General features: G+C 70.5%; 21 protein-coding genes and 1 pseudogene. 11 read left to right on the forward strand and 11 right to left on the reverse strand.

Translation table 11 applies throughout. The features are described from left to right. Positions 1 to 15: 15 nt before the first annotated feature. The 3 genes from QFZ67_RS31415 to QFZ67_RS31425 all read left to right on the forward strand — a co-directional run bounded on the left by QFZ67_RS31415 (position 16) and on the right by QFZ67_RS31425 (position 4,095). Positions 16 to 1,095, forward strand: coding sequence for a Zn-dependent alcohol dehydrogenase (locus QFZ67_RS31415; protein WP_307664425.1), 1,080 nt, complete (start codon positions 16 to 18; stop codon positions 1,093 to 1,095). A gap of 488 nt (positions 1,096 to 1,583) precedes the next feature. Next, positions 1,584 to 2,924: an MFS transporter gene (locus QFZ67_RS31420; RefSeq protein ID WP_307664426.1), complete on the forward strand. Its 1,341-nt coding sequence runs from the start codon at positions 1,584 to 1,586 to the stop codon at positions 2,922 to 2,924. Positions 2,925 to 3,024: 100 nt separating this feature from the next. Then, entirely contained in the window at positions 3,025 to 4,095 is a 1,071-nt protein-coding gene (locus QFZ67_RS31425) for an isopenicillin N synthase family oxygenase (protein WP_307664427.1), read from the forward strand. On the opposite strand, the gene QFZ67_RS31430 is transcribed toward QFZ67_RS31425, so the two are convergent. From QFZ67_RS31430 to QFZ67_RS31440, 3 genes are all read right to left on the reverse strand, one after another. Then, positions 4,086 to 5,111: a DMT family transporter gene (locus tag QFZ67_RS31430; RefSeq protein ID WP_307664428.1), complete on the reverse strand. Its 1,026-nt coding sequence runs from the start codon at positions 5,109 to 5,111 to the stop codon at positions 4,086 to 4,088. The two genes, QFZ67_RS31425 and QFZ67_RS31430, sit on opposite strands and share 10 nt — an antisense overlap. A gap of 32 nt (positions 5,112 to 5,143) precedes the next feature. Next, positions 5,144 to 5,839: a helix-turn-helix transcriptional regulator gene (locus tag QFZ67_RS31435; protein WP_307664429.1), complete on the reverse strand. Its 696-nt coding sequence runs from the start codon at positions 5,837 to 5,839 to the stop codon at positions 5,144 to 5,146. A 72-nt stretch (positions 5,840 to 5,911) separates the two neighbouring features. Continuing rightward, the gene (locus QFZ67_RS31440; RefSeq protein ID WP_307664430.1) at positions 5,912 to 6,556 is read right to left on the reverse strand and encodes a TetR/AcrR family transcriptional regulator; all 645 of its coding nucleotides are present in this window, start codon (positions 6,554 to 6,556) and stop codon (positions 5,912 to 5,914) included. 63 nt (positions 6,557 to 6,619) lie between these two features. On the opposite strand from QFZ67_RS31440, the gene QFZ67_RS31445 reads away from it, so the two are divergent. The 3 genes from QFZ67_RS31445 to QFZ67_RS31455 all read left to right on the forward strand — a co-directional run bounded on the left by QFZ67_RS31445 (position 6,620) and on the right by QFZ67_RS31455 (position 8,867). Beyond that, on the forward strand, positions 6,620 to 7,771 hold the full coding sequence (locus QFZ67_RS31445; RefSeq protein WP_307664431.1) for an acyl-CoA dehydrogenase family protein: 1,152 nt from the start codon (positions 6,620 to 6,622) through the stop codon (positions 7,769 to 7,771). Positions 7,772 to 7,846: 75 nt separating this feature from the next. Further along, positions 7,847 to 8,134 (forward strand): YiaA/YiaB family inner membrane protein, encoded by a 288-nt coding sequence (locus QFZ67_RS31450; RefSeq protein WP_307664432.1) that lies wholly within the window; start codon positions 7,847 to 7,849, stop codon positions 8,132 to 8,134. Between the two features lie 106 nt (positions 8,135 to 8,240). Beyond that, on the forward strand, positions 8,241 to 8,867 hold the full coding sequence (locus QFZ67_RS31455) for a TetR/AcrR family transcriptional regulator (protein WP_307664433.1): 627 nt from the start codon (positions 8,241 to 8,243) through the stop codon (positions 8,865 to 8,867). Here QFZ67_RS31455 and QFZ67_RS31460 read toward each other — a convergent pair. Then, positions 8,855 to 9,316, reverse strand: a complete 462-nt coding sequence (locus QFZ67_RS31460) for a MaoC family dehydratase (RefSeq protein WP_307664434.1) — start codon at positions 9,314 to 9,316, stop codon at positions 8,855 to 8,857. The genes QFZ67_RS31455 and QFZ67_RS31460 overlap by 13 nt on opposite strands. A 189-nt stretch (positions 9,317 to 9,505) precedes the next feature. Between QFZ67_RS31460 and soxR the strand changes: the two genes are divergently transcribed. Further along, a complete protein-coding gene (soxR, locus tag QFZ67_RS31465; RefSeq protein ID WP_307664435.1) occupies positions 9,506 to 9,985 on the forward strand; it encodes a redox-sensitive transcriptional activator SoxR in 480 nt (159 codons plus the stop codon). A gap of 162 nt (positions 9,986 to 10,147) precedes the next feature. Here the strand turns inward: soxR and QFZ67_RS31470 are convergent, their stop codons facing one another. From QFZ67_RS31470 to QFZ67_RS31480, 3 genes are all read right to left on the reverse strand, one after another. After that, positions 10,148 to 11,218 carry an RNA ligase (ATP) gene (locus QFZ67_RS31470; RefSeq protein WP_307664436.1) on the reverse strand — a complete coding sequence of 357 codons (1,071 nt, stop codon included), beginning with the start codon at positions 11,216 to 11,218 and terminating at the stop codon, positions 10,148 to 10,150. Between the two features lie 14 nt (positions 11,219 to 11,232). Beyond that, the gene (locus QFZ67_RS31475) at positions 11,233 to 11,994 is read right to left on the reverse strand and encodes a 3-keto-5-aminohexanoate cleavage protein (RefSeq protein WP_307666041.1); all 762 of its coding nucleotides are present in this window, start codon (positions 11,992 to 11,994) and stop codon (positions 11,233 to 11,235) included. A gap of 94 nt (positions 11,995 to 12,088) precedes the next feature. Next, a complete protein-coding gene (locus QFZ67_RS31480) occupies positions 12,089 to 12,700 on the reverse strand; it encodes a hypothetical protein (RefSeq protein ID WP_307664437.1) in 612 nt (203 codons plus the stop codon). Between the two features lie 318 nt (positions 12,701 to 13,018). Between QFZ67_RS31480 and QFZ67_RS31485 the strand changes: the two are divergent. Next, positions 13,019 to 13,615 (forward strand): annotated as a pseudogene (locus QFZ67_RS31485) (penicillin acylase family protein); the annotation flags it as partial. Between the two features lie 36 nt (positions 13,616 to 13,651). On the opposite strand, the gene QFZ67_RS31490 reads toward QFZ67_RS31485, so the two are convergent. Next, entirely contained in the window at positions 13,652 to 14,959 is a 1,308-nt protein-coding gene (locus QFZ67_RS31490; RefSeq protein ID WP_373430152.1) for a serine-threonine protein kinase, read from the reverse strand. A 185-nt stretch (positions 14,960 to 15,144) separates the two neighbouring features. Further along, the gene (locus QFZ67_RS31495; protein WP_307664438.1) at positions 15,145 to 16,413 is read right to left on the reverse strand and encodes a DUF1343 domain-containing protein; all 1,269 of its coding nucleotides are present in this window, start codon (positions 16,411 to 16,413) and stop codon (positions 15,145 to 15,147) included. Positions 16,414 to 16,616: 203 nt separating this feature from the next. Here QFZ67_RS31495 and QFZ67_RS31500 point away from each other — a divergent pair, with 203 nt between their 5' ends. Genes QFZ67_RS31500 through QFZ67_RS31510 form a run of 3 tightly spaced genes read left to right on the forward strand, consistent with a single transcriptional unit; the run spans position 16,617 to position 19,656 of the window. Then, the gene (locus QFZ67_RS31500; RefSeq protein WP_307664439.1) at positions 16,617 to 17,381 is read left to right on the forward strand and encodes an SDR family oxidoreductase; all 765 of its coding nucleotides are present in this window, start codon (positions 16,617 to 16,619) and stop codon (positions 17,379 to 17,381) included. After that, positions 17,378 to 19,030, forward strand: coding sequence for a class I adenylate-forming enzyme family protein (locus QFZ67_RS31505; protein WP_373430153.1), 1,653 nt, complete (start codon positions 17,378 to 17,380; stop codon positions 19,028 to 19,030). The genes QFZ67_RS31500 and QFZ67_RS31505 overlap by 4 nt, the downstream gene beginning before the upstream one ends. Positions 19,031 to 19,062: 32 nt before the next feature. Continuing rightward, positions 19,063 to 19,656: a TetR/AcrR family transcriptional regulator gene (locus QFZ67_RS31510; RefSeq protein WP_307664441.1), complete on the forward strand. Its 594-nt coding sequence runs from the start codon at positions 19,063 to 19,065 to the stop codon at positions 19,654 to 19,656. 115 nt (positions 19,657 to 19,771) lie between these two features. Here QFZ67_RS31510 and QFZ67_RS31515 read toward each other — a convergent pair whose 3' ends face one another. Beyond that, entirely contained in the window at positions 19,772 to 20,986 is a 1,215-nt protein-coding gene (locus QFZ67_RS31515) for an acyl-CoA dehydrogenase family protein (protein WP_307664442.1), read from the reverse strand. An 8-nt stretch (positions 20,987 to 20,994) separates the two neighbouring features. Then, positions 20,995 to 22,017 carry a phosphotransferase family protein gene (locus tag QFZ67_RS31520; protein ID WP_307664443.1) on the reverse strand — a complete coding sequence of 341 codons (1,023 nt, stop codon included), beginning with the start codon at positions 22,015 to 22,017 and terminating at the stop codon, positions 20,995 to 20,997. Positions 22,018 to 22,219 lie beyond the last annotated feature (202 nt).

Genomic DNA, 22,219 nt, shown 5'->3' on the forward strand with positions numbered 1-22,219 from the left:
GGAGTCTCACGCATCATGGTCCGTGCTGCCGTACTGCCCGCCGTCGGCTCCCCGCTGGAGATCACCGACATCGAGCTGCCCGAGCCCGGCCCCGGCCAGGTGCGGGTGCGCCTCGCCGCCGCCGGGGTCTGCCACTCCGATCTGTCCCTGTCCAACGGCACGATGCGCGTGCCGACGCCCTGCGTCCTCGGCCACGAAGGTGCGGGCACGGTTGTCTCCGTCGGCGAGGGCGTCACCCATGTCGCCGTCGGCGACGGGGTCGTCCTCAACTGGGCCCCCTCCTGCGGGAGTTGCCGCCACTGCCGGATCGGCGAGGTCTGGCTGTGCGCCAACGCGCTGGCGGGCGCGGCGAGCGTCTACGCCCGCACCGCCGACGGCGCCGAGCTGCATCCCGGTCTGAACGTGGCGGCCTTCGCCGAGGAGAGTGTCGTCGGCGCGAACTGCGTCCTGCCGGTCCCGGACGGCGTCCCGCTCACCGACGCCGCGCTGCTCGGCTGCGCGGTCCTTACCGGGTACGGCGCGATCCACCACTCCGCGCGCGTCCGCGCGGGCGAGTCGGTGGTCGTCTTCGGCGTCGGCGGCGTCGGTCTCGCCACCCTCCAGTCCGCCCGGATCGCGGGCGCGTCGACGATCATCGCCGTCGATGTGTCCCCGGAGAAGGAGGAGCTGGCGCGGCAGGCAGGCGCGACGGAGTACGTCGTCGCCTCCGACACCACCGCAAAGCAGATCAGGGCGCTCACCGGCGGCCAGGGCGCGGACGTCGCGATCGAGTGCGTGGGCCGGGCCGCCACCATCCGCACCGCCTGGGAATCCACCCGCCGCGGCGGCCGCACCACGGTCGTCGGCATCGGCGGCAAGGACCAGCAGGTCACCTTCAACGCGCTGGAGATCTTCCACTGGGGCCGTACGCTCTCCGGCTGCGTGTACGGCAACAGCGACCCGTCCCGTGACCTGCCGGTGCTGGCGGACCACGTTCGCGCGGGCCGCCTGGACCTGGGCGGCCTGGTGACCGCGCGGATCGGACTCGCCGGGATTCCTGCGGCGTTCGACGACATGCTCGCGGGCAGGGGCGGCCGGGCGCTGGTCGTCTTCTGACCGGGGCTCGGCGGGGCAGATTTCCGGGGCTCCGCCCCGGACCCCGCGCCTCAATCTCCCTCAGACTTCGTCCGGGGGACCACGGGGCTGTTTTTGGGGCCCCGCCGCCAGCCCCGCGCCTCAATCGCCGGCGGGGCTGAATTTCGCGTCCGGGACCGCGTCTCAATCTCCCCCAGACTTCGTCCGTGGGGGTCCGCCCAGACTTCGTCCGTGGGGGTCCGCCCAGACTTCGTCCGGGCGGACCCCCACAGAGCTTGAATTTCCCGCCGGTCGGCCTGAATCTTCAGGCCGACCGGCGGAAATCAAGCCCGTCCGGCGCTTGAGGACAACGCCCGAAGGGCGTACGGGGGCCCGGGGGCTCGCCCCCGGTTACGGGAAGGGGCGGGGTGGGGGAAGACCAACCGCCTGCGCAAACCGTTGACCCCATACCCACTGGTCGGTATGGTCCCCGCACTCCTCGTCCCCGCACCCACCGGAGTGTGCACAACATGGACACGACCCCATCACTCACCGCCCCCACCCCCACCGATCCCAATCGCCGCCGCGTGGCCACCGCCGCCGCCCTCGCCTCCGCCGTCGAGTGGTACGACTACTTCGTCTTCGGCATCGCCGCCGCTCTCGTCCTCGGCGATCTGTACTTCCCTGCCGGCAGCTCGTCGGTCGGCGTGCTCGCCGCCTTCGCCACCTTCGCCGTCGGCTTCCTCGCCCGCCCCGTCGGCGGCATCATCGCGGGCCAGCTCGGCGACAAGCGCGGCCGCAAGCCGATGCTGGTCCTCGCGCTGGTCCTGATGGGCCTCGCCACCGTCGGAATCGGACTGCTCCCGACATACGAGACGATCGGCATCGCCGCCCCCGTGCTGCTGGTGCTGTTCCGCGTCGTCCAGGGCATCGCGGTAGGCGCCCAGTGGGGCGGCGCGATGCTGATGGCCACGGAGTACGCCCCCGAGGGCAAGCGGGGGTTGTACGGCAGCCTCGTCCAACTCGGCGTCCCCATCGGCGTGGTGAGCGCCAACACCGTCTTCCTGGTCGCCGGAGCCGTCACCAGCGACTCCACCTTCGCCGCCTGGGGCTGGCGAGTCCCCTTCTTCGTCGGCTTCCTGGTGCTCGCACTCGCCTGGTTCATCCACACCCGGGTGGAGGAGACCCCGGCGTTCCGCGAGGCCGAACGCGCCCTGGCCGCACAGGAGAAGAGCGAACCACGCTCGCCGCTGCGCACGATCCTGCGGGAGCACCTCGGCACTGTCTTCCTGGCCGGCGGCTCGTTCGCGGTCAACACCGCGACCTTCTACATCATCATCACCGGCGTACTCGACTACGCGACCCGCGAACTCGACATGAAGCGCAGCGCCGTGCTCACCGTCTCGCTCTGCGTCAGCCTCACCCAACTGGCGCTGATACCCGCGGCGGCCGCGCTCTCCGACCGCGTCGGGCGGCTGCGTATCTATGCGTTCGGCGCGGTCGGCCTGCTGGTCTGGGCGATCCCGATGTTCCTGCTGATCGACACCAAGTCGCTGCTCTGGCTGGGCGTCGGCACCTTCGTCACCAGCTGTTTCCTGAGCATCATGTACGGCCCGCAGGCCGCGCTCTTCGCCGAGCTGTTCACCGCCGAGATGCGCTACACGGGAGCCTCGCTCGGCTACCAGATCGCGGCGGTGTTCGGCGGCGGACTGGCTCCGTTCATGATGGTCCTGCTCCTGGAGGCCACCGGCACGTCGATGGCTGTCTCCGCTTACATCATCGGCCTCGCCGTCGTCGCTCTCGTCTCGATCAAGATTCTGGCCGCTCGGGCCGCCGCCCGGACTGCCGAAGGGGCCGTCGCCCAGGAGTGAACCGGTCCCGATTCACGCACGTGAGACCCCTGTGTGCGGCCGTCCCGTCTTCCCCCGCGGGGCGGCCGCATTCACTCACGAGCGAGATGCGAGGACCGCAATGGCCGACCTGCCTGTCTTCCAACTGCCGGAATTCGTCACCGGATCACCCGCGGACCGGGCCCTGGGGCTTGCGATGGTGGATGCCTGGCGGACCTATGGAATCTTCTACCTGGCCACCGACCCGGCCGGGCGGCAGATCACCGACTGGGCCATCGAGTCGAGCAAAAAATTCTTCGCGAGACCGCTGGAGGACAAGGCCCGCCACGTAAGCACCACCAGTTACAGCGGGTACATCGCCTCCGGTGAGGAGGTCACCGCGGGCGAGGCCGATTACTCGGAGATCTTCACGGTCTGCAAGGACGTCTCCCGGAACGACATCCGGTCGGTGGACGGCTGGCCCTGTCACGGCCCGGTGCCCTGGCCGGACGACGCGTACAAGCAGTCGATGGAAGCCTTCATGACCGAACTGGGCTCCCTGGGCGAGACATTGCTCAGCCTCACGGCGCTCGGCCTGGGCCTGGAGGACCCTGCTGCGCTCACCAAGCTCACCGACGACGGCTGGCACCATATGCGCGTCCTGCGCTTCCCCGCCGAATCCCGGGCGAGCAGCCGGGGTATCGGCGCCCACACCGACTACGGACTGCTCGTCATCGCCGCGCAGGACGATGTCGGCGGGCTCTGGATCCGGCCGCCGGTCGCTGGTGAACACCGCAACCGGAACTGGCTGGAGAACGAGAGCAGCGCCGGGATGTACGAGAACGAGCAGCCCTGGACCTTCGTCGACCCGGTCCCCGGCACCCTGACCGTCTTCCCCGGCGACATCCTCCAGCTCCTCACCGGCGGCTATCTGCTGTCCACCCCGCACAAGGTCAGGCTCGCCGACCGCGAGCGCTATGCCATGGCGTACTTCCACGAGCCCAACTTCCAGGCCTGGGTGGAACCGCTGCCGCACGCTCACAGCGCAGGCGCCGCGGTCGTGCCGGACGACGAGAACCGGCTGCACTACGGCACCCACTTCACCCATATGTTCATGCGCTGCTATCCGGAGCGGATCACCACCCTCCGCCTGCACGAGCAGGGTGGTCTGCTGAGGCTGGCCCAGCTGCGGGAGGCCGCAGATCAGCCCTGACGGCCCCCGACGTCGGACGCTCCGGTCCCCCGCGTACTCGTTGCGGTGTCCGACGGCGCGACGACCGGCGTGACCGGGTTCGCCGGCGTGACCGGGTTGGCCGGGTTGGCCGGGTTGGCCACTCGCCGGGACCGGCTGCGCGAGACGGCCACTCCGGCCAGGCACAGCGCGCCGCCCGCCAGAGTCAGCCGGCCCGGCACCTCGTCCAGCGCCAGCCACGACATCAGCACGACCAGCGCCGGTACGGCATAGGTCGTCGCGCCCATCCGGCCCGCTGTCGTACGGGCCAGGGCGTATGCCCAGGTCGTGAACGCCAGCGCGGTCGGGAACACGCCCAGGTAGACCATGTTGAGTGTGGCCGACAGCGGCGCCCGCTCCGCCTCGGAGACCAGCTGCCCGGCGAACGGCAGACAGGCCACCGCACCGACCAGACAGCCGAACGTCGTCACCTGGAGTGCGCTCGCATGCGCCAGCGCCGGCTTCTGGCCCACCACCCCGCCCGCGTACCCCACCGCCGCCAGGAGGCACAGCAGCACTCCCAGCGTGGAGGCACTGCCCTTGCCCGACATCGAAAGTCCCACGGTCACTGCTCCCGCGAAGGACACCGCCATTCCGGCCAGCAGCCGCGGCGGCAGCGCCTCGCCAAGCAGCCGCGCGCCGAGCAGCGCGATCAGGACCGGACCGATGTTCACGACCATCGCCGCCGTGCCCGCGTCGACCTCCTGCTCGCCCCAGTTGAGGACCACCATGTAGACGCCGAACCAGAGCAGCCCGGATATGGCGATCCCGGGCCAGGCGGCACGCGGCGGCAGCCCCTCGCGCCGGATCAGCAGGACGCAGCCGAGAGCCAGGGACCCGGCGAGCAGCCGCCCGAGGGCGAGCGCGCCGGGGGAGTACGCCTCACCGGCGCTGCGGATCGACACAAAGGCGGAGGCCCACAGGACGACGGTGACGCCCGCGGCGGCCAGGGCGGGCCACTGCGAACGGTCGGCGGAGGGCGAGGGGTGGTTCGTCATGGGCCGACCGTACGGCTTCGACCCTTCGGCGCTCACCGCAATATCCCCGGCTCGATGCCGAGCAGGTCGTGCAGCGCCCGCTCGCCGTCCGCGGTCACCTTCACGGCCCGCTCGGACCCGATCCGTACGCACCAGCCGGCCTCCAGCGCATGGCGGCACAGCTCGGCTCCCGCGGTCCCCGCGAGATGCGGTTTGCGCTCGGTCCAGTCCAGGCACGACCGTACGAGCGGCCGCCGCCCCTTCCGCTCCAGCGGGAGCCCCAACTCGCCGAACCAGCCCACCCCTTGGGAGGTCAGCGCGAATCCGGTGTCCTGGTGCAGCAGCCCGCGCGCGGTCATCGCCTCGGTGATCGCGATGCCGAGCCGTCCGGCGAGATGGTCGTAGCAGGTACGCCCCCGGGCCATGGCGCTGCGCGCGCTCGCCGCCCGCAGCGTTCCGGCAGGCCCGTCCGGCGCGGGCGCGGAGTGCGAGGCGAGCTCCTCGACGAGATGCGCAACGCGTTCGTCGGCGAGGCGCACATAGCGGTGCCGCCCCTGCCGCTCCTCGGTGAGCAGCCCGCCCGCGACGAGCTTGCCCAGATGCTCGCTGGCGGTCGACGGCGCCACGCGCGACTGCCGCGCGAGCTCGCCGGCGGTCCAGGCACGACCGTCGAGGAGCGCGAGACAGAAGGCGGCACGCGTCTCGTCGGCGAGGAGCGCGGCCAGGGCGGCGAGGTCTCTGGACTGCATGTCCCCAGGATCCGCCATTCATCGTTCGGCGGCAGCCGAAGAGTCCCGTCGTATCCCCGTGCGCCGCGCGGGTCAGGCGCGCGCAAGCGCCGCGTACTGCACGGCCAGGCCGTCGATGAGCGCGCGCAGCCCGGTCTCGAAAGCGCCCTCGTCCACCTTCTGCTGCCGCTCGGCCAGCAGATGCGCCTGGCCGAGGTGCGGATAGTCGGCCGGGTCGTACGCCGTCTCGTCGTCGACGAAGCCCCGGGCGAAGGAGCCGAGCGCCGAGCCGGTGATGAAGTACCGCATCAGGGCGCCGATGTACGTCGCCTGGGCCGGTGGCCAGCCCGCGCGGACCATCGCGCCGAAGACCGCGTCGGCCACCCTGAGGCCGGCCGGGCGGCGTCCTGGGCCGCGGGCCAGGACCGGGACGGTGTTGGGGTGGGCGGTCAGGGCCGCGCGGTAGGAGACGGCCCAGTCGTGCAGCGCGGTGCGCCAGTCGCGCTCGTCGTCCGCCTCGAACATCGACAGATCGACCTGCGCGCTGACCGCGTCGGCGACGGCGTCGAGGATCTCGTCCTTGTTGCGGAAGTGGTTGTAGAGGGAGGGGCCGCTGACGCCGAGCTCGGCCGCGAGCCGCCGGGTGGAGACGGCGTCGAGACCCTCGGCGTCCACGAGCGCGCTCGCCGTCTCGACGATGCGTTCTCTGCTGAGGAGGGGCTTGCGCGGGCGGGCCATGCGGCACATAGTAGGGCCTGCCAACAAGAAACTAGCAGTGATAGTTAAAAGTGGGTGTGGCGCATGAACCTGGAGCTCAGCGAGGAGCAGGCAGCCGTACGGCAGCTGGCCAAGGACTTCGTCGACCGCGAGATCACCCCGAACGTCGTCGAATGGGACCGTGCCGAGAGCGTCGACAGGTCGATAGTGAAGAAGCTGGGCGCGCTCGGCTTCCTCGGGCTCACGATCGACGAGGAGCACGGCGGCTCGGGCGGCGACCATCTGGCGTACTGCCTGGTCACCGAGGAGCTCGGACGCGGTGACTCATCGGTGCGCGGCATCGTGTCGGTATCGCTGGGGCTGGTCACCAAGGCTGTCGCGGCCTGGGGCGACGAGACGCAGAAGCGCCACTGGCTGCCACGGCTCACGTCCGGCGAGGCGCTCGGCTGTTTCGGGCTCACGGAGCCGGAGACCGGGTCCGACGCCGGAAATCTGACCACAAAGGCCGTGCGTGACGGCGACGACTACGTCATCGACGGCTCGAAGATGTTCATCACCAACGGCACCTGGGCCGATGTGGTGCTCCTGTTCGCCCGTACCAATGACACGCCCGGACACAGAGGCGTCTCCGCCTTCCTGGTGCCCACGGACACCCCCGGGCTGACCCGCCGCACCATCCACGGAAAGCTCGGCCTGCGCGGTCAGGCCACCGCCGAGCTGGTGCTCGACGGCGTCCGGGTGCCCGCCGCCACCATGCTCGGGCCCGAGGGCAAGGGCTTCTCCATCGCCATGTCCGCGCTCGCCAAGGGGCGGATGTCGGTCGCGGCGGGCTGTGTCGGCATCGCCCAGGCCGCCCTCGACGCGGCCGTCGGCTACGCGGGAGAACGCGAGCAGTTCGGCAAGTCCATCGCCTCGTATCAGCTGGTCCAGGAGCTGATCAGCGACATCTCCGTCGACGTGGCCGCGGCCCGCCTGCTGACCTGGCGGGTCGCCGACCTGATCGACCGCGGCGAGGACTTCGCCACCGCCGCGTCCCAGGCCAAGCTCTTCGCCTCCGAGGCGGCAGTGCGCGCGGCCAACAACGCTCTGCAGGTCTTCGGCGGCTACGGCTACATCGACGAGTATCCGGTCGGCAAGCTGCTGCGCGACGCCCGTGTGATGACCCTCTACGAAGGCACCAGCCAGATACAGAAACTGATCATCGGCCGCGCGCTGACCGGAGTCTCCGCCTTCTGAGTCCCTGAGGCACTGAGTAGGTGAGTGAGTACGGGAGCGGATGTGGCGCGGGGCACAGTCGCCGATCCTGGCGGCATGAGTGAGACACCGGTCAAGCAGCAGAGCACGACGGCCTTCTACGGACAGTCGGTCGCCTCCTTCGCCGTGGCCCTGGCGGCCGTCGGCCTCGGCATCCTCTATCTCGACGCGGACGCCTGGGTGCGCGGCTTTCTCGCCATCGCCGTCCTCTATCTCACGACGTCGGCGTTCACCCTGGCCAAGGTGATCAGAGACCGTCAGGAGGCCGGGCAGATCGTCAGCCGCGTCGACCAGGCCAGGCTGGAGAAGATGCTCGCCGAACACGACCCCTTCCAGAAGCTCTGACCGCAAGCTGACCGCAAGCTCTGACCCTCTGCTCTGACCTCAATCGCTAAGCGCTTGCTCACCGTCGGGGTAGGGTGTGCCTTCTGCTGAACGGAAGGGGCGAGCGATGAGTACGGCGGAGGACACGGCGGGCGAGGACATGCCGTGGGACGAGGTCACGCCCGAGGCCGCACGAAAGCTGCTCGTTGCCGCCGTCGAGGCTTTCGCCGAGCGCGGCTACCACGCGACGACGACCCGGGACATCGCGGGCCGCGCGGGGATGAGCCCCGCCGCGCTCTACATCCACTACAAGACAAAGGAAGAGCTGCTCCACCGGATCAGTCGGATCGGGCACGACAAGGCCCTGGAGATCCTTTCGGCGGCGGCGGACGCCGAAGGCACGCCCTCCGAGCGGCTCGCCGACGCGGTGAGCTCGTTCGTACGCTGGCACGCCGGGCGGCACGACACCGCGCATGTGGTGCAGTACGAGATCGACGCCCTCTCTGACGGCCACCGTACGGAGATCCTCGAGCTGCGCCGCCGGAGCGACGCCGTCGTGCGCGGGATTCTGCGCGACGGTGTGGAGTCGGGGGAGTTCGATGTCCCGGACATTCCCGGCACCACGGTCGCGGTGCTGTCGCTCTGCATCGACGTGGCCCGCTGGTTCAGCACCAAGGGACGCCGGACGCCCGACGAGGTCGGCGCGCTCTACGCCGACCTCGTCCTGCGTATGGTCGGCGCTCAGAAGAAGTAGCGGGACACCGACTCGGCCACGCACACCGGCTTGTCGCCGCCCTCGCGCTCGACCGTGACGAGGGCGGTCACCTGCACGCCGCCACCCGCCTCCTCGACGTTCTGCAGGACCGCGGTGGCGCGCAGCCGCGAGCCCACCGGCACGGGGGCGGGGAAGCGGACCTTGTTGGCCCCGTAGTTGATGCCCATCTTCATGCCCTCGACGCGCAGGACCTGCGGCACGAGGACCGGCAGCAGCGAGAGCGTGAGATAGCCGTGCGCGATCGTCGTGCCGAAGGGGCCGCTCGCCGCGCGCTCGGGGTCCACGTGGATCCACTGGTGGTCGCCCGTGGCCTCGGCGAAGAGATCGATCCGCTTCTGCTCGACCTCCAGCCAGTCGCTGTAACCCAGCTGCTCGCCGACCCCGGCGCGCAGTTCGTCGGCGGAGGTGAAGATCCTCGGCTCAGCCATGTCCCTGGTCCCTGCCTCTCAAGCGTTCAAGCTCGTGTCTAAGCGCTTGCTCAGCATGGTTGGGTGAGGGCGCTCTGTCAACGTACGGCGAACGGCGAACGGCCAGTGACGAACGACCAGTGACGAACGACCAGTGGCGAACGACCAGTGGCGAACGAAGAGAGGCGAACCACCAGTAGGCTTCGAGGAGTGCCACAGATTCCCGAGACGATTCACGAGCTCACGGTCGGCCAGCTGTCCGCGCGCAGCGGCGCGGCGGTGTCCGCCCTGCACTTCTACGAGTCCAAGGGCCTGATCAGCAGCCGCCGGACCAGCGGAAACCAGCGCCGCTACAGCAGGGACGCACTGCGCCGCGTCGCCTTCGTCCGTGCCGCGCAACGCGTTGGCATCCCCCTCGCGACGATCAGGACGGCCCTGTCCGAACTCCCGGAGGAGCGCACGCCGGACCGGGAGGACTGGGCGCGGCTGTCCGAGGCATGGCGCACGGAACTCGACGCACGCATTCAGCAACTCGGCCGCCTCCGTGACCACCTCACCGACTGCATCGGCTGCGGCTGCCTCTCGCTGGAGACCTGCGTACTGTCCAACCCGGACGACATCTTCGGCGACCGGATGACGGGCTCCCGCCTGCTCCCGGAGGGCCGGAAGCCGGGGAAGGGCAAGGCCTGAGGCGAGTGCGCCTGCGCGAGGGCGGCCCGCAGGGCGGCGACTCAGGCGAGAGCGGGCGTACGACGTGAAAGGTGGGCCCGCACCCCCGTGCCGGGCCCACCCTTTCCGCGGATCGTGCGCGGGCCCGCACCCCCGTGGGCGGGCCCGCGCAGTCCGGCGGGCTCACTCGTACTCCGTGCCGCCCTTCCGCGTCAGATACGCGGGGCTCACCGCCTTCGCGATCGCTCTACCGCCCACCACCGGGCTGTAGCGCTCCACGGCGGGGCGGATCACGACGCCCTCGCGCAGATGCAGCTCGCGCCCCGACACCGTCTCCCGGCCGCTCGCGAGCTCCAGCACCTTGCCGATGTCGTACGGACCCTCGTACAGCCGTGGCACCAGCGGCAGTTCGCCCTCCAGCAGCTCTGCCGGGTCCAGCCAGCGGACCTGGCCGGATATCTCCGCCGATACGTCGAAGACCGCGTAACCCAGCGCCTCGGAACGGGCGTTGGCCCCATAACCCAGGTCCTGCACCCCCGCTCCGTACACCTCGCCGAAGAGCCCTACCCGGCTCGCCCCCAGCTTCTCGGCGAGGCGTGCCGCGACCGCCGGGACGTCATGGGCCAGCACCGCGCGCCAGTAGAGATTGCGCGGGTCCTCCGTGAGCGCGAGGCCCTTCGCGCCGAAGCCCTTCGACGACACCTGCACCTTCCCGCCGTCCGCGACGCTGTACGTCAGCAGGCAGGCCGAGCCGTGCAGCTTCTCGGTCAGGACCACCGGCTCGCCAGGCGCGAAGATGTCGGGGTAGCGCTGGATGTTCTCGATGTCGACCCACGGCAGCAGATCGCGCGCCCGCTCCACCTCTCCGTCCATCGTCGGCGGGATCGGGGGCGACCACTTGGTGATCGAGAGCAGCTCGGCGAAGTCCGTGCCGTCGGCGGCCGCCCGCAGCAGATCTACATCCGCCAGCGCCCGCGGCCGGCACACGATGCCCTGCGACAGCTCGCCGCGCAGCCGCACCGCCTTGACCCGGTCGGACGCCTTCCCGGCCAGCCGTCCGGTCAGCCCGAGCTCCTCGATCAACCCAGCCGGGAGCACGGCCTGTTCCGGGATGTAGACGGCCGCGTCACCACTGCGGTAAGCCCCCTTGGCGACGACCGCGCGGTACAGACCCACCTGGGCCAGCTCGAGCGCGTCGGCGTTCGGGTGCTCGTGGACGGTCAGCAGCTCTGCGGTGACACGCAGCGTGGACATCGGCGTCTCCTCGGTTACGGATTTCCGCACCCACTGTGCGGGTCACGGCCAACCCGCGGCCACCGAATATCCGCGACGTCCCGGGCCGCGCGCACCAGTTCGGCGTTGGACGCGGCACGCCGCCCGTCCGGCAGGAAGAGCACATCCTCCAGGCCGATCCGGGTGTCCAGACCCGACTGCCGCGCGAGCCGCAGCACCGGCCACGCCCCGCCGTCCTCGCCGTGCAGGAGCAGCGGTATCCCATGGGCCGTGCCCAACTCGGCAAGGAGCGAGCGCGCCGACTCCTCGGCCGTGCCGGGATCGGTGTCCACCACCTCGGCGAGCACCCGCAGCACACGCGGGGCCAGGGGGGACGCCAGAAAGCGCCGCGGCCCGTCCGTCCCCGACCACAGGCCCGCCTCCACGCCGACCCCGCGCTCCAGCAGGGCGGCCGCGACCAACTCCGCGCCCGGCTCGTGCCAGTTCACCGAGGCGTGGTCGGGTAACACCGTCCAGGAGCGGACGCGCTCCACCCGGCGGTCGGGATCGGGCTCCGCCCAGGCGCCCGTGGTCACCCCGACGGGAACTTCCACCACGGCCCGTATCGCCATGAGTACCTCGGCCACGGCGCGCGGCGAGAGGGCGTCGTCGCCGCACGGTGTCTTCGGGTGCACATGCACCTCGGCGGCGCCGGCCGCGACGGCTTCCGCCGCTGACTCGGCCATCGCCCCGGGCGACAGCGGCACGGCAGCGCCGTCACCGGCCGAACGGGGCCCGTTCAAGCAGACCTGGATCATGCCGTCGATGGTGCCAGCCACTACTGACAAAGCCACCGACAATGCCACTGACAACGCGGGGGCTCAGCGACTGCGTCGACCGCCCCCGCGCGCCTCAGGCGACCGACGCCAGTTCCTTGCGCCCCGCCCGCTTGGCCGCGGCCATGGCCTCGGACGTCAGAACGGGCTGCGGCACGACAATGCCGCAGCCCGTGCACACCGGCCCGAACCACGGCTCGTTCGCCAGATCCTGCCGCCACACGATGTGCGTCCCCCCGCACACCGGGCATGCCACTCCCGGTTCCGTCTCCAGCGCCGCTATCAGCCGCCGCAGCACCTCGTCGAGCGGCGCCGAAGGATGCGCGGCCGGCCTGTCGCAACGCGCGACGCCGTTCCCGCCCCAGGTCCGCCGGTGCCAGTCGTCGATGGACGCCGGCCGCCGCAGCCCGTCGTGCTTCTCGCGCTTTCGGCGGTCCGCGAAACCCTCTTCATACGCGAGCCAGACCGCCCGCGCCTGCTCCAGTTCCTCGAGCGCGGCCACCAGCCGCGCCGGATCGGGTGCCCGGTCCTCGGGCTCGATGCTGTGCCTCGCGCACAGATGATCCCAGGTCGCCCGGTGCCCATAGGGGGCAAATCGCTCCAGGCATTTGCGCAGCGAATAGCGCCTGAGCGCCAGATCACACCGCGCGTCGCGCACCTGTCTCGCAAGACTCCGGAAACCGGCCATCGCCCTGCCACCTCCGTCGCTCGTACATCGGCGTCATGGAATGGACGTACGTGTGCCCGATCCGGCTCCATCGAAAATTCGATGGCAGTCATCAGCCGGATTTCGTCCATGGCGCCGGGCGTGGCGGGGGAGGGTTCGATCTTCACTGCACCGGCGTGACCAGGCGCAACGCACGCCATCCCGCCCTGACCGCACACCAGTTGACGAATACGGACAGCGGTGTCGTGATTCGGAAGAGGTGACGCATGTTCACCTTACTCGCGAGCCTTACCGCCCATAGGCGCCCGGCGCATCGGCCTTCCCGAGGAGCATCCATGCGACGACGCACTGGAAGACTCAAAACTGCCACAGCCGCCGCGGTGTTCGCGCTCGCCGCCGGTCTGCCGGCCCCCTGCCACAGGCCGCGGCCGCCAACCCCTCAGCCACACCCACCCGGACGCCGTGCGCCTGGACGCCTGGTGGCCAGTGCTGATCGAGGTCGAGTTCAAACCGGGGCCCGGCGACGACCTCTACCGCGCGCTGAACGGAAACCTCGCGATCGACGAGTCCCCGGCGGCGAGCCACGGCGCGACCGGGGCGCACAGCGGCTCCGCCTTCCAGTACGGCTGGTGGGCCTTCGCCGACGAGGATCTGCGCCAGGTGCTCGGACAGCCGGTCCAGGGTTCCTTGGCGAAGACGTACTGCGGAGGCGGCGAGCTCGCCGCCTGCCGTGACGCGCTCCTCGCCACGCTGAAGCACGCGACGGTCAAGCCGGCGACCGACGTCTACCCCGTCGACGACAGCTGCAAGGCCGGGGAACAGTGGTGCTCGGACGCGATCATCCACCGCGCGCTGGGCGGCATCACCCACCCGGCGATCAGCTGGCAGAACCGGCCGACGTATCAGCAGGTCGTCGAATTCCCGTTTCACAGGTGACAACAACCGTGGGCCGCAGGGGCGTTGAGTGGTGACTCAGCGTCCGATGCGGCCTGCGGCCAGCACCACCCGAGCCAGCTCCTCATGGCAGATGTCGCTGTGCGCACCCGACGGCGGCCCGCCGCGCCGCACCACCGACGCCGTGTCCAGGCTGACGCACCCCGAGCCGGGAATCCCCTGCCGCAGCGCCTCCTCCAGGGTGAGCCGGACCAGCGGCCGGACGGCCTGGATGCCGTTGTGCCCCATCGCCCACCACCGCTTGTCGAGCCCGACCGCACTCGCGTCGTCCCCGGCCAGGCTCGACGCCAGCGGATAGATCACCCCGAGCGCACTGTCGTGCCGCGAATAGCAGGCCACCACGGGACCGTCGACCCGCTGCTCCATGGCGCGCAGAGCTCCGCCGCTGTGCGTCGAATGCGGCAGGCTCTGCGCGAACGCATAGTGAGAGAAGGCTCCCTGAAGGAGCGTCAGCGACTTTACGTTGCGTACCCCGTCGGGCAGTCCGCGCAGCGCGAACGACACCAGCCGCGCCCCCTGGCTGTGGCCGACCAGATGCACCCGCACATCGGGGGACGACCGGGCCAGCTGTCCGAGCAGCGGGCCCAGGCCCAGCTCACCGACCGTCCCGGCGCGCCGCTTCATCGCGTAGTACGTCGTCTGTCGCAGCAGCTCCTTCGCGCCCTTCCACACCTTCTTGAGCCCGCCACCGAAGGAGAAGGACAAGAGGGCGGGCTCCTTCTCGGTCACCTCTCCGGTCTCCTCCAGCGCCAGCGCGAACCTCCGGCACATCGTCAGGGCGTCCTCGTACAGCACGGCGGGCGGGCCCTGCTCGTCATACGGCAGATCGTCGCTGAAGCCGGCCTCCAGACCGCCGTGCGGCGCCTCGGCCAACTGCCTCGCCAGAGCGCCGAACTCCGCGAACGCCTCATCGGACTCGGGCTGTTCGTCGAGCAGTTGGGCCAGCCGCGCCACCGTCCCGTCGTGCCCGGGGAACAGCTCGACCAGGGCGTCCCGCGTCGCCTTGTCAAGACCGGAGCCCGGCAGCGGGCCGGCGGCCGACGGCTGGAAGTCGGGGATCGGCTCGTCCGTGAACCTCATGGACGGCCATACGACGCCCGCATATCCGAGCCGCACCTCGGGAGTGGCCGCCAGCAGCCCCGGGAACGGCGCGAAGAAGGCCGAGTACAGCCGGTTGGCGATGGCGGGCGAGTTGTTCCATCCGTGCGCGAACATGACCAGATCGGTGACGTCCATTTCGGCCAATCGCTCGCGCTGCGCGATGTCGACGTCGCCGTCCTTGTCGAAGGTGATTTCCCGGTACGGATGCACACTCATCTGCGGCATGGCCCGCCCCTCCCCGTTGTCCCCGTTGCAGCCCCTTGTGCCACAGCATCCTGCGCAAGGGGAGAGACGGCCATACCTGCGGCGGCAGTCGGCCGCGCTCGGTCGCGGCCGGTCCCGGACGGTCAGACTTGGTCGGCGGCGCGGACCCGGGCAGGTCCCGTGCCCCGTCAGTACCAGATACCTCTTCAGTACCGCAGATACCTCTTCCGTACGGCCCGGAACGCGGCCAGCTCGTCCCGCCACGCGCCCACCACCTCGTGCGTCCCCGCTCCCGCGTCGATCATCGTGCGGACCTTCGCCGAGCCTGTCAGCTTGTCGATCCAGTTGTCCGGCCGCCAGGCGAAGCCGCTCCACGCCCGCTTCGCCGTCACCAGGAGGGCGATGCCCGTGCGCACCGGGTCGTACGACTCCCGGTCGTGGACGTGCAGTTGAACCCCGCCGACGGTCTTGCCCTGGAACTTGGAGAACGTCGGCGCAAAGTACGCCTCGCGGAAGTGGACACCCGGCAGCTCCAGGGCGTTCGCAGCCTGAGCCCAGCGGCGGTCGATGCCCTCCGCGCCCAGCAGCTCGAACGGACGCGTCGTGCCGCGCCCCTCCGAGAGGTTCGTGCCCTCGAAGAGGCAGGTGCCCGAGTACACCAGCGCGCTGTCCGGCGTCGGCATATTGGGGCTCGGCGGCACCCACGGCAGGCCCGTCGCGTCGAAGAAGTCCGAACGCCGCCAGCCCGACATCCGTACCGTCTCCAGCTCCACGGGCCGCGTCAGGAATTCGCCGTTGAACAGCAGTGCCAGCTCGGTGACCGTCATGCCGTGCGCCTGCGCGATCGGCTCGCGGCCCACGAAGGTCGCGAAGGCCTTGTCCAGTACGGGACCGAGCGCGGCCCGCCCGGTCACCGGGTTCGGCCGGTCCAGCACCACGAAGCGCTTGCCCGCGAGCGCGGCCGCATGCATGCAGTCGTAGAGCGTCCAGATGTACGTGTAGAAACGCGCGCCGGCGTCCTGAATGTCGAAGACGATCGTCTGCACGCCCGACGCGGTGAAGATGTCGGCGAGCGGCTGCCCGCTCTTGAGATACGTGTCGTACACGGGCAGCCCGGTCGCCGGGTCGTCGTAGCGGCCCTCGGAGCCGCCCGCCTGGGCCGTGCCGCGGAAGCCGTGCTCCGGGCCGAAGACGGCGACCAGGTTCACCCGGTCGTCCGGATGCATCACGTCCACGATGTGCCGCGCGTCCTGGGTGATCCCGGTCGGGTTGGTGACCACTCCGACCCGCTCGCCGGACAGCAGCCGGTAGCCGTCGGCAGCCAGCCGGTCGAAGCCGGTGCGGACCCGGCCGCGGCCCGAGTGGGCGGAGGCGGTCGATGCGGTCGCGGCTCCCACCGCGCCGGAGGCAGCGACCGCGCCGGCGGCAGTCACCGCGCCGCCGACGGCCAGCAAACCCCGTCTGGACAGGCTCATCGGGTTACCTCCGCGATCGCTGTCTGTCATGGCCACGCACGCTAGCGCGCACGGCGGGCGCGGGGAACGACCCCGGCGCCCACGGTTCGCGTCCGGCACCCCGGCCCGGCACCGACCGTACCCGCCCCTGCCTGCCCCTTCCCCAGTTACATACCGACTGGTTAGTCTGCACGGGTAGTCGGCACGCAGAGAGGCGGAGCTTGATGAGTTCGATGCAGGGCGCTGGAGTGGTGGTCACGGGCGCGGGCGGCGGCATTGGCGCCGCACTGGCCCGCCGGTTCGCGGCGGAGGGCGCCCGCGTCGTGGTCAACGATATCGATCCTACGAGGACCAAGGCGGTCGCCGACGAGATCGGCGCGACCGCGGTGCCCGGCGACGCCTCCGAGATCGTGGCGGCGGCCCGTGACGCACTGGACGGCACCGTCGACGTCTACTGCGCCAATGCGGGCCTCGCCTCGCCCGGCGACGCCTTCGCCGACGAGGAAGTCTGGGCCGCCGCCTGGGACGTCAACGTCATGGCGCACGTCCGCGCCGCCCGCACCCTGCTGCCCGACTGGCTGGAGCGCGGCAGCGGCCGCTTCATCTCCACCGTCTCCGCCGCCGGGCTGCTCACCATGGTGGGCGCGGCCCCCTACAGCGTCTCCAAGCACGGCGCGTACGCCTTCGCCGAGTGGCTCTCCCTCACCTACCGCCACCGCGGCCTCAAGGTGCACGCCATCTGCCCGCAGGGCGTGCGTACGGACATGCTCACCGCGGCTGGCTCGGCGGGAAAACTGGTCCTCGCGCCGACCGCTATCGAGCCCCAGGACGTCGCCGACGCGCTCTTCGAAGGCATCGAGTCCGACCGCTTCCTGATCCTGCCGCACCCCGAGGTCGCCGGGTACTACCAGGCTCGCGCCGCCACTCCCGACCGCTGGCTGGCCGGTATGAGCCACATCCAGCAGAAGTGGGAAGGGACCGTCCAGTGACCTCGATCTACGCCACCAAGCCGTGGCTCTCCCAGCTCACTGATGCCCAGCGCGCCGACATCACCCCGCCGGCGACCGTCGTGCACTCATTCCGCGCCGCCGTCGACAGGGCCCCCGAGCACACCGCCCTCGCCTACTTCGACGGGCGGCTGAGCTACCGCGAGACCGACGCGCTCTCCGACTCCGTCGCGGGCCATCTCGCCGAGCGCGGCATCCAGCGCGGCGACCGCGTCGCGATCATGCTGCAGAACACCCCGCACTTCGTGATCGCGCTGCTCGGTGCCTGGAAGGCCGGAGCCACCGTCGTACCGCTCAACCCGATGTACAAGTCGGCCGAGGTCGCGCACGTACTGAGCGACGCCGAGGTCACCGCGCTGATCTGCACGGACCGCGCCTGGGAGGCGTATCTGCGGGACAGCGCCGCCGAGTCGTCCGTACGCATCGCCCTCACCGCCTGCGAACTGGACCTGCAGAGCCGCGACGACGCCCGCGTGCTCGGCTTCGAGCGGCTCGCGCCGCCGGACGACGCCGACGACCTGGTGACGGTGGCCCGGCAGGGTCTCGCCGCGCCTCAGGATCGTGAACTCACCTCCACCGATGTGGCGTTGATCAGCTACACCTCCGGCACCAGCGGCACCCCCAAGGGCGCCATGAACCTGCACCGAGGCATCGTCCACAACGCCGAGCGCCAGCGCACCGGCCACCCCATCCCCGAGGGCGCCTGCTACTTCGCGCTCGCGCCCCTCTTCCACATCACCGGCATGGTCTGCGAGCTCGCCGCCTGCATCGCCAACGCCGGCACCCTCGCCCTCGCCTACCGCTTCGACGCGGGCGTCGTCCTCGACGCCTTCGCCGAGCACCGGCCCGCGTACACCGTCGGCCCCTCCACCGCCTTCATGGCGCTCGCCGCGCACCCCTCGGCCACCCCCGAGCACTTCGACTCGTTCCAGGTGATCTCCTCCGGAGGGGCCCCGGTGCCGCCCGCGCTGGTCGAGAAGTTCCGTAAGGGCTTCGGCCCCTACCTCCGCAACGGCTACGGCCTCACCGAGTGCACCGCGCCCTGCGCCGCCGTGCCGCCGGAGAAGGAGGCCCCCGTAGACCCGGCCTCCGGCACCCTCTCCGTCGGCCTGCCGGGACCGGACACGCTGGTGCGGATCGTCGACGAGAAGGGCCAGGACGTTCCCTTCGGCGAGCCCGGCGAGATCGCCGTCAGTGGTCCCCAGGTGGTGCCCGGCTACTGGCGGCTGCCCGACGCCACCGCCGAGGCGTTCCCGGACGGCGAGCTGCGCACGGGCGACATCGGCTTCATGGACGCGGACGGCTGGCTCTATGTCGTCGACCGTAAGAAGGACATGATCAACGCGTCGGGCTTCAAGGTCTGGCCGCGCGAGGTCGAGGACGTCCTGTACACCCACCCGGCGGTCCGCGAGGCGGCCGTGGTCGGCATACCCGACGAGTACCGCGGCGAGACGGTCAAGGCGTATGTGAGTCTGCGCCCGGGGGCCGCCGCCGAACCGGCTGAGGTCTCGGCGTACTGTGCGGAGCGACTGGCGGCGTACAAATACCCGCGCGAAGTCGAGATCCTGCCGGAGCTGCCGAAGACCCCAAGTGGGAAGATCCTCAGGCGGGAACTGCGTTTCCCCGGGTGAATCAAGGAACTGACGAGAGGCGGGTGGCGGCAATGGCCAGGACGACGGACGGGGACGGCACCCCCGTCCCGCAGAGGCTGCTGGCCGCCGCCACCCGGCTCTTCGCCGAGCGAGGATACGACCGCACCTCGGTCCAGGAGATCGTCGAGGCGGCCGGCGTCACCAAGGGCGCGCTGTACCACTATTTCGGCTCCAAGGAAGACCTGCTCCAGGAGGTCTACGCACGGATGCTGCGGCTCCAGCAGGAGCGGCTCGACGCGTTCGCGGACGCCGACGAGCCGGTCGAGCGGCGGCTGCGCGGCGCGGCCGCCGATGTGGTCGTCACAACCATCGACAACCTCGACGACGCCGCGATCTTCTTCCGCTCCATGCACCATCTGAGCCCGGAGAAGCACAAGCAGGTGCGCGCCGAGCGCCGCCGCTACCACGAGCGGTTCCGCGCACTGGTCGAAGAGGGCCAGCAGAGTGGGGTCTTCTCCTCGGCCACTCCCGCGGACCTGGTGGTGGACTACCACTTCGGGTCGGTCCACCACCTGTCGACATGGTACCGGCCGGACGGCCCGCTGACCCCGCAACAGGTGGCGGACCACCTGGCGGACATGCTGCTGCGGGCGCTGCGGCCGTAGTTGCCGTTGTGTCCTCAATCCCCCAACGGGCTTGATTTCAAGCCCGTTGGGGCCCCCGGACGAAGTCTGGGGGGAGATTGAGGACCGGGGTCCGGGGCGGAGCCCCGGCGAATGCCTAGGCGTACTTCTTCAGTTCCCGCCGCGCCAGCGACCGCTGGTGCACCTCGTCCGGACCGTCCGCCAGCTTCAGCGTCCGCGCCGCCGACCACAGTTCCGCCAGCGGGAAGTCCTGGCTGACACCGCCCGCGCCGTGCACCTGCACCGCCTTGTCGAGGATTTCCGCGACCGCGCGCGGAGTGGCGATCTTGATCGCCTGGATCTCGGTGTGCGCACCGCGGTTGCCGACCGTGTCCATCAGCCAGGCCGTCTTCAGCACAAGCAGCCGCAGCTGCTCCACCGTGACCCGGGCATCCGCGATCCAGTTCTGTACAACACCCTGCTGGGCGATCGGCTTGCCGAACGCCTCACGGGACACGGCCCGCCTGCACATCAGCTCAATGGCCCGCTCGGCCATACCGATCAGCCGCATACAGTGGTGGATGCGGCCCGGCCCGAGGCGCGCCTGGGCGATGGCGAAGCCGCCGCCCTCCTCGCCGATGAGGTTCGACGCAGGCACCCGGACGTTGTCGAAGACGACTTCCGCGTGGCCGCCGTGCGAGTGGTCCTCGTAGCCGTACACCTGCATGGCGCGCCGGACCTCCAGGCCCGGGGCGTCGCGAGGCACCAGGATCATCGACTGCTGGCGGCGGATGTCCGCACCGTCCGGGTCGGTCTTGCCCATCACGATGAAGATCTTGCAGTCGGGGTTCATCGCCCCGGAGATGTACCACTTACGGCCGTTGATGACGTATTCGTCGCCGTCCCGCTCGATCCGCGTCTGGATGTTCGTCGCGTCCGACGAGGCGACCTCCGGCTCGGTCATGGCGAAGGCGGACCGGATCTCGCCGGCGAGCAGCGGCTCCAGCCACTGCTTCTTCTGCTCGTCGGTGGCGAACTGCGTGAGCACCTCCATGTTCCCGGTGTCGGGGGCGGCGCAGTTCAGCGCGGTGGGTGCCAAGTGCGGGCTGCGGCCGGTGATTTCGGCCAGCGGCGCGTACTGGAGATTGGTCAGCCCCGCCCCGTACTCCGCGTCGGGCAGGAAGAGATTCCACAGGCCCTGCTTGCGTGCCTCGGCCTTGAGCTCATCGAAGATCGCCGGAGTGTCCCAGGGCGAGGCAAGCTTCGCGCGCTGCTCGTGCTCGACGGCCTCGGCCGGATAGATGTGCTCGTCCATGAAGGCGAGCAGCTTGGCCCGCAGCTCCTCGGTGCGCGCGTCGAATGCGAAGTCCATGGGTGTACTCAGCCTTCTTGGAGGGTGGTGAGGCCGTGCTCGATGAAGAGGGGCACGAGATCGCCGATCCGGTCGAAGCCGGAGCCGACGGTCTGGCCGAGGGTGTAGCGGTAGTGGATGCCCTCGAGGATCACGGCGAGCTTGAACCAGGCGAAGGCCGTGTACCAGGCGATGGCGGAGGTGTCGCGGCCGGACCGCGCGGCGTACCGCTCGATCAGCTCGGCCGCCTCAGGGTGGCCGGCCGCGCCCGCGGTGGTGCTGACGGGGGAGTCGGGCAGTTCCAGCTCGACGCTGTACATCGCCAGCAGCCCGAGATCGGTCAGCGGATCGCCGAGCGTCGACATCTCCCAGTCGAGGATCGCCTTGATGCGGTCGTCCGGGCCCACCAGGACGTTGTCCAAGCGGTAGTCGCCGTGGATGACTGTGGGAGCGGGGGACGCGGGCAGCTCGCGGCCGAGCGCGGCGTGCAGCTCGTCGATACCGGCCAGTTCGCGGTTGCGGGAGGCGTCCAGCTGCTTGCCCCAGCGGCGCAGCTGCCGGTCGAGAAAGCCCTCGGGCCGCCCGAAGTCGCCGAGACCCACCGACTCGGGGTCCACGGCGTGCAGTTCGACCAGGGTGTCGACCAGGCCGAGGACCGCGTCCCTGGTGCGCTCGGGGCCGAGCTGGGCCAGCTCCTCGGCCGTGCGGTACGGAGTGCCGTCCACGAACTCCATGACGTAGAACGGCGATCCGATCACCGACTCGTCTTCGCAGAACAGCACCGGCTCGGGCACCGGCACGGCGGTCGGGTACAGCGCGCTGATCACCCGGTGCTCGCGCTTCATGTCGTGCGCGGTGGCCAGTACGTGCCCGAGCGGGGGCCGGCGGACGATCCAGCGGCCGGTGCCGTCGGTGACGGAGTACGTGAGATTGGAGCGGCCGCCCTGGATCAGCCGGACGCTGAGCGGTCCGCTCACCAGACCCGGCCGCTCGCGGTCGAGATAACCGCGCAGCTGCTCGGGATCGAGGCCTGGCGGCGGGACTGAGCTCATTGGGGGCACCTCCGGGGCGCGGGTGGACCGGTCCCGGTCATGATGACCGACCAGTCGGTATGTAGTCCAGTGCGTGGCCGGAACCCAGGCCTGGATCACAGGCGGGGCACCACTCGGGCGTGGCAGGCAGGACTCAAGCGGGGCAGGACTCAAGCGGGGCAGGACCACGGCGGGGCAGGACTCAAGCGGGGCAGGACCACGG

The sequence above is a fragment of the Streptomyces sp. V1I1 genome, from assembly GCF_030817355.1.
Classification (GTDB): Bacteria; Actinomycetota; Actinomycetes; order Streptomycetales; family Streptomycetaceae; genus Streptomyces.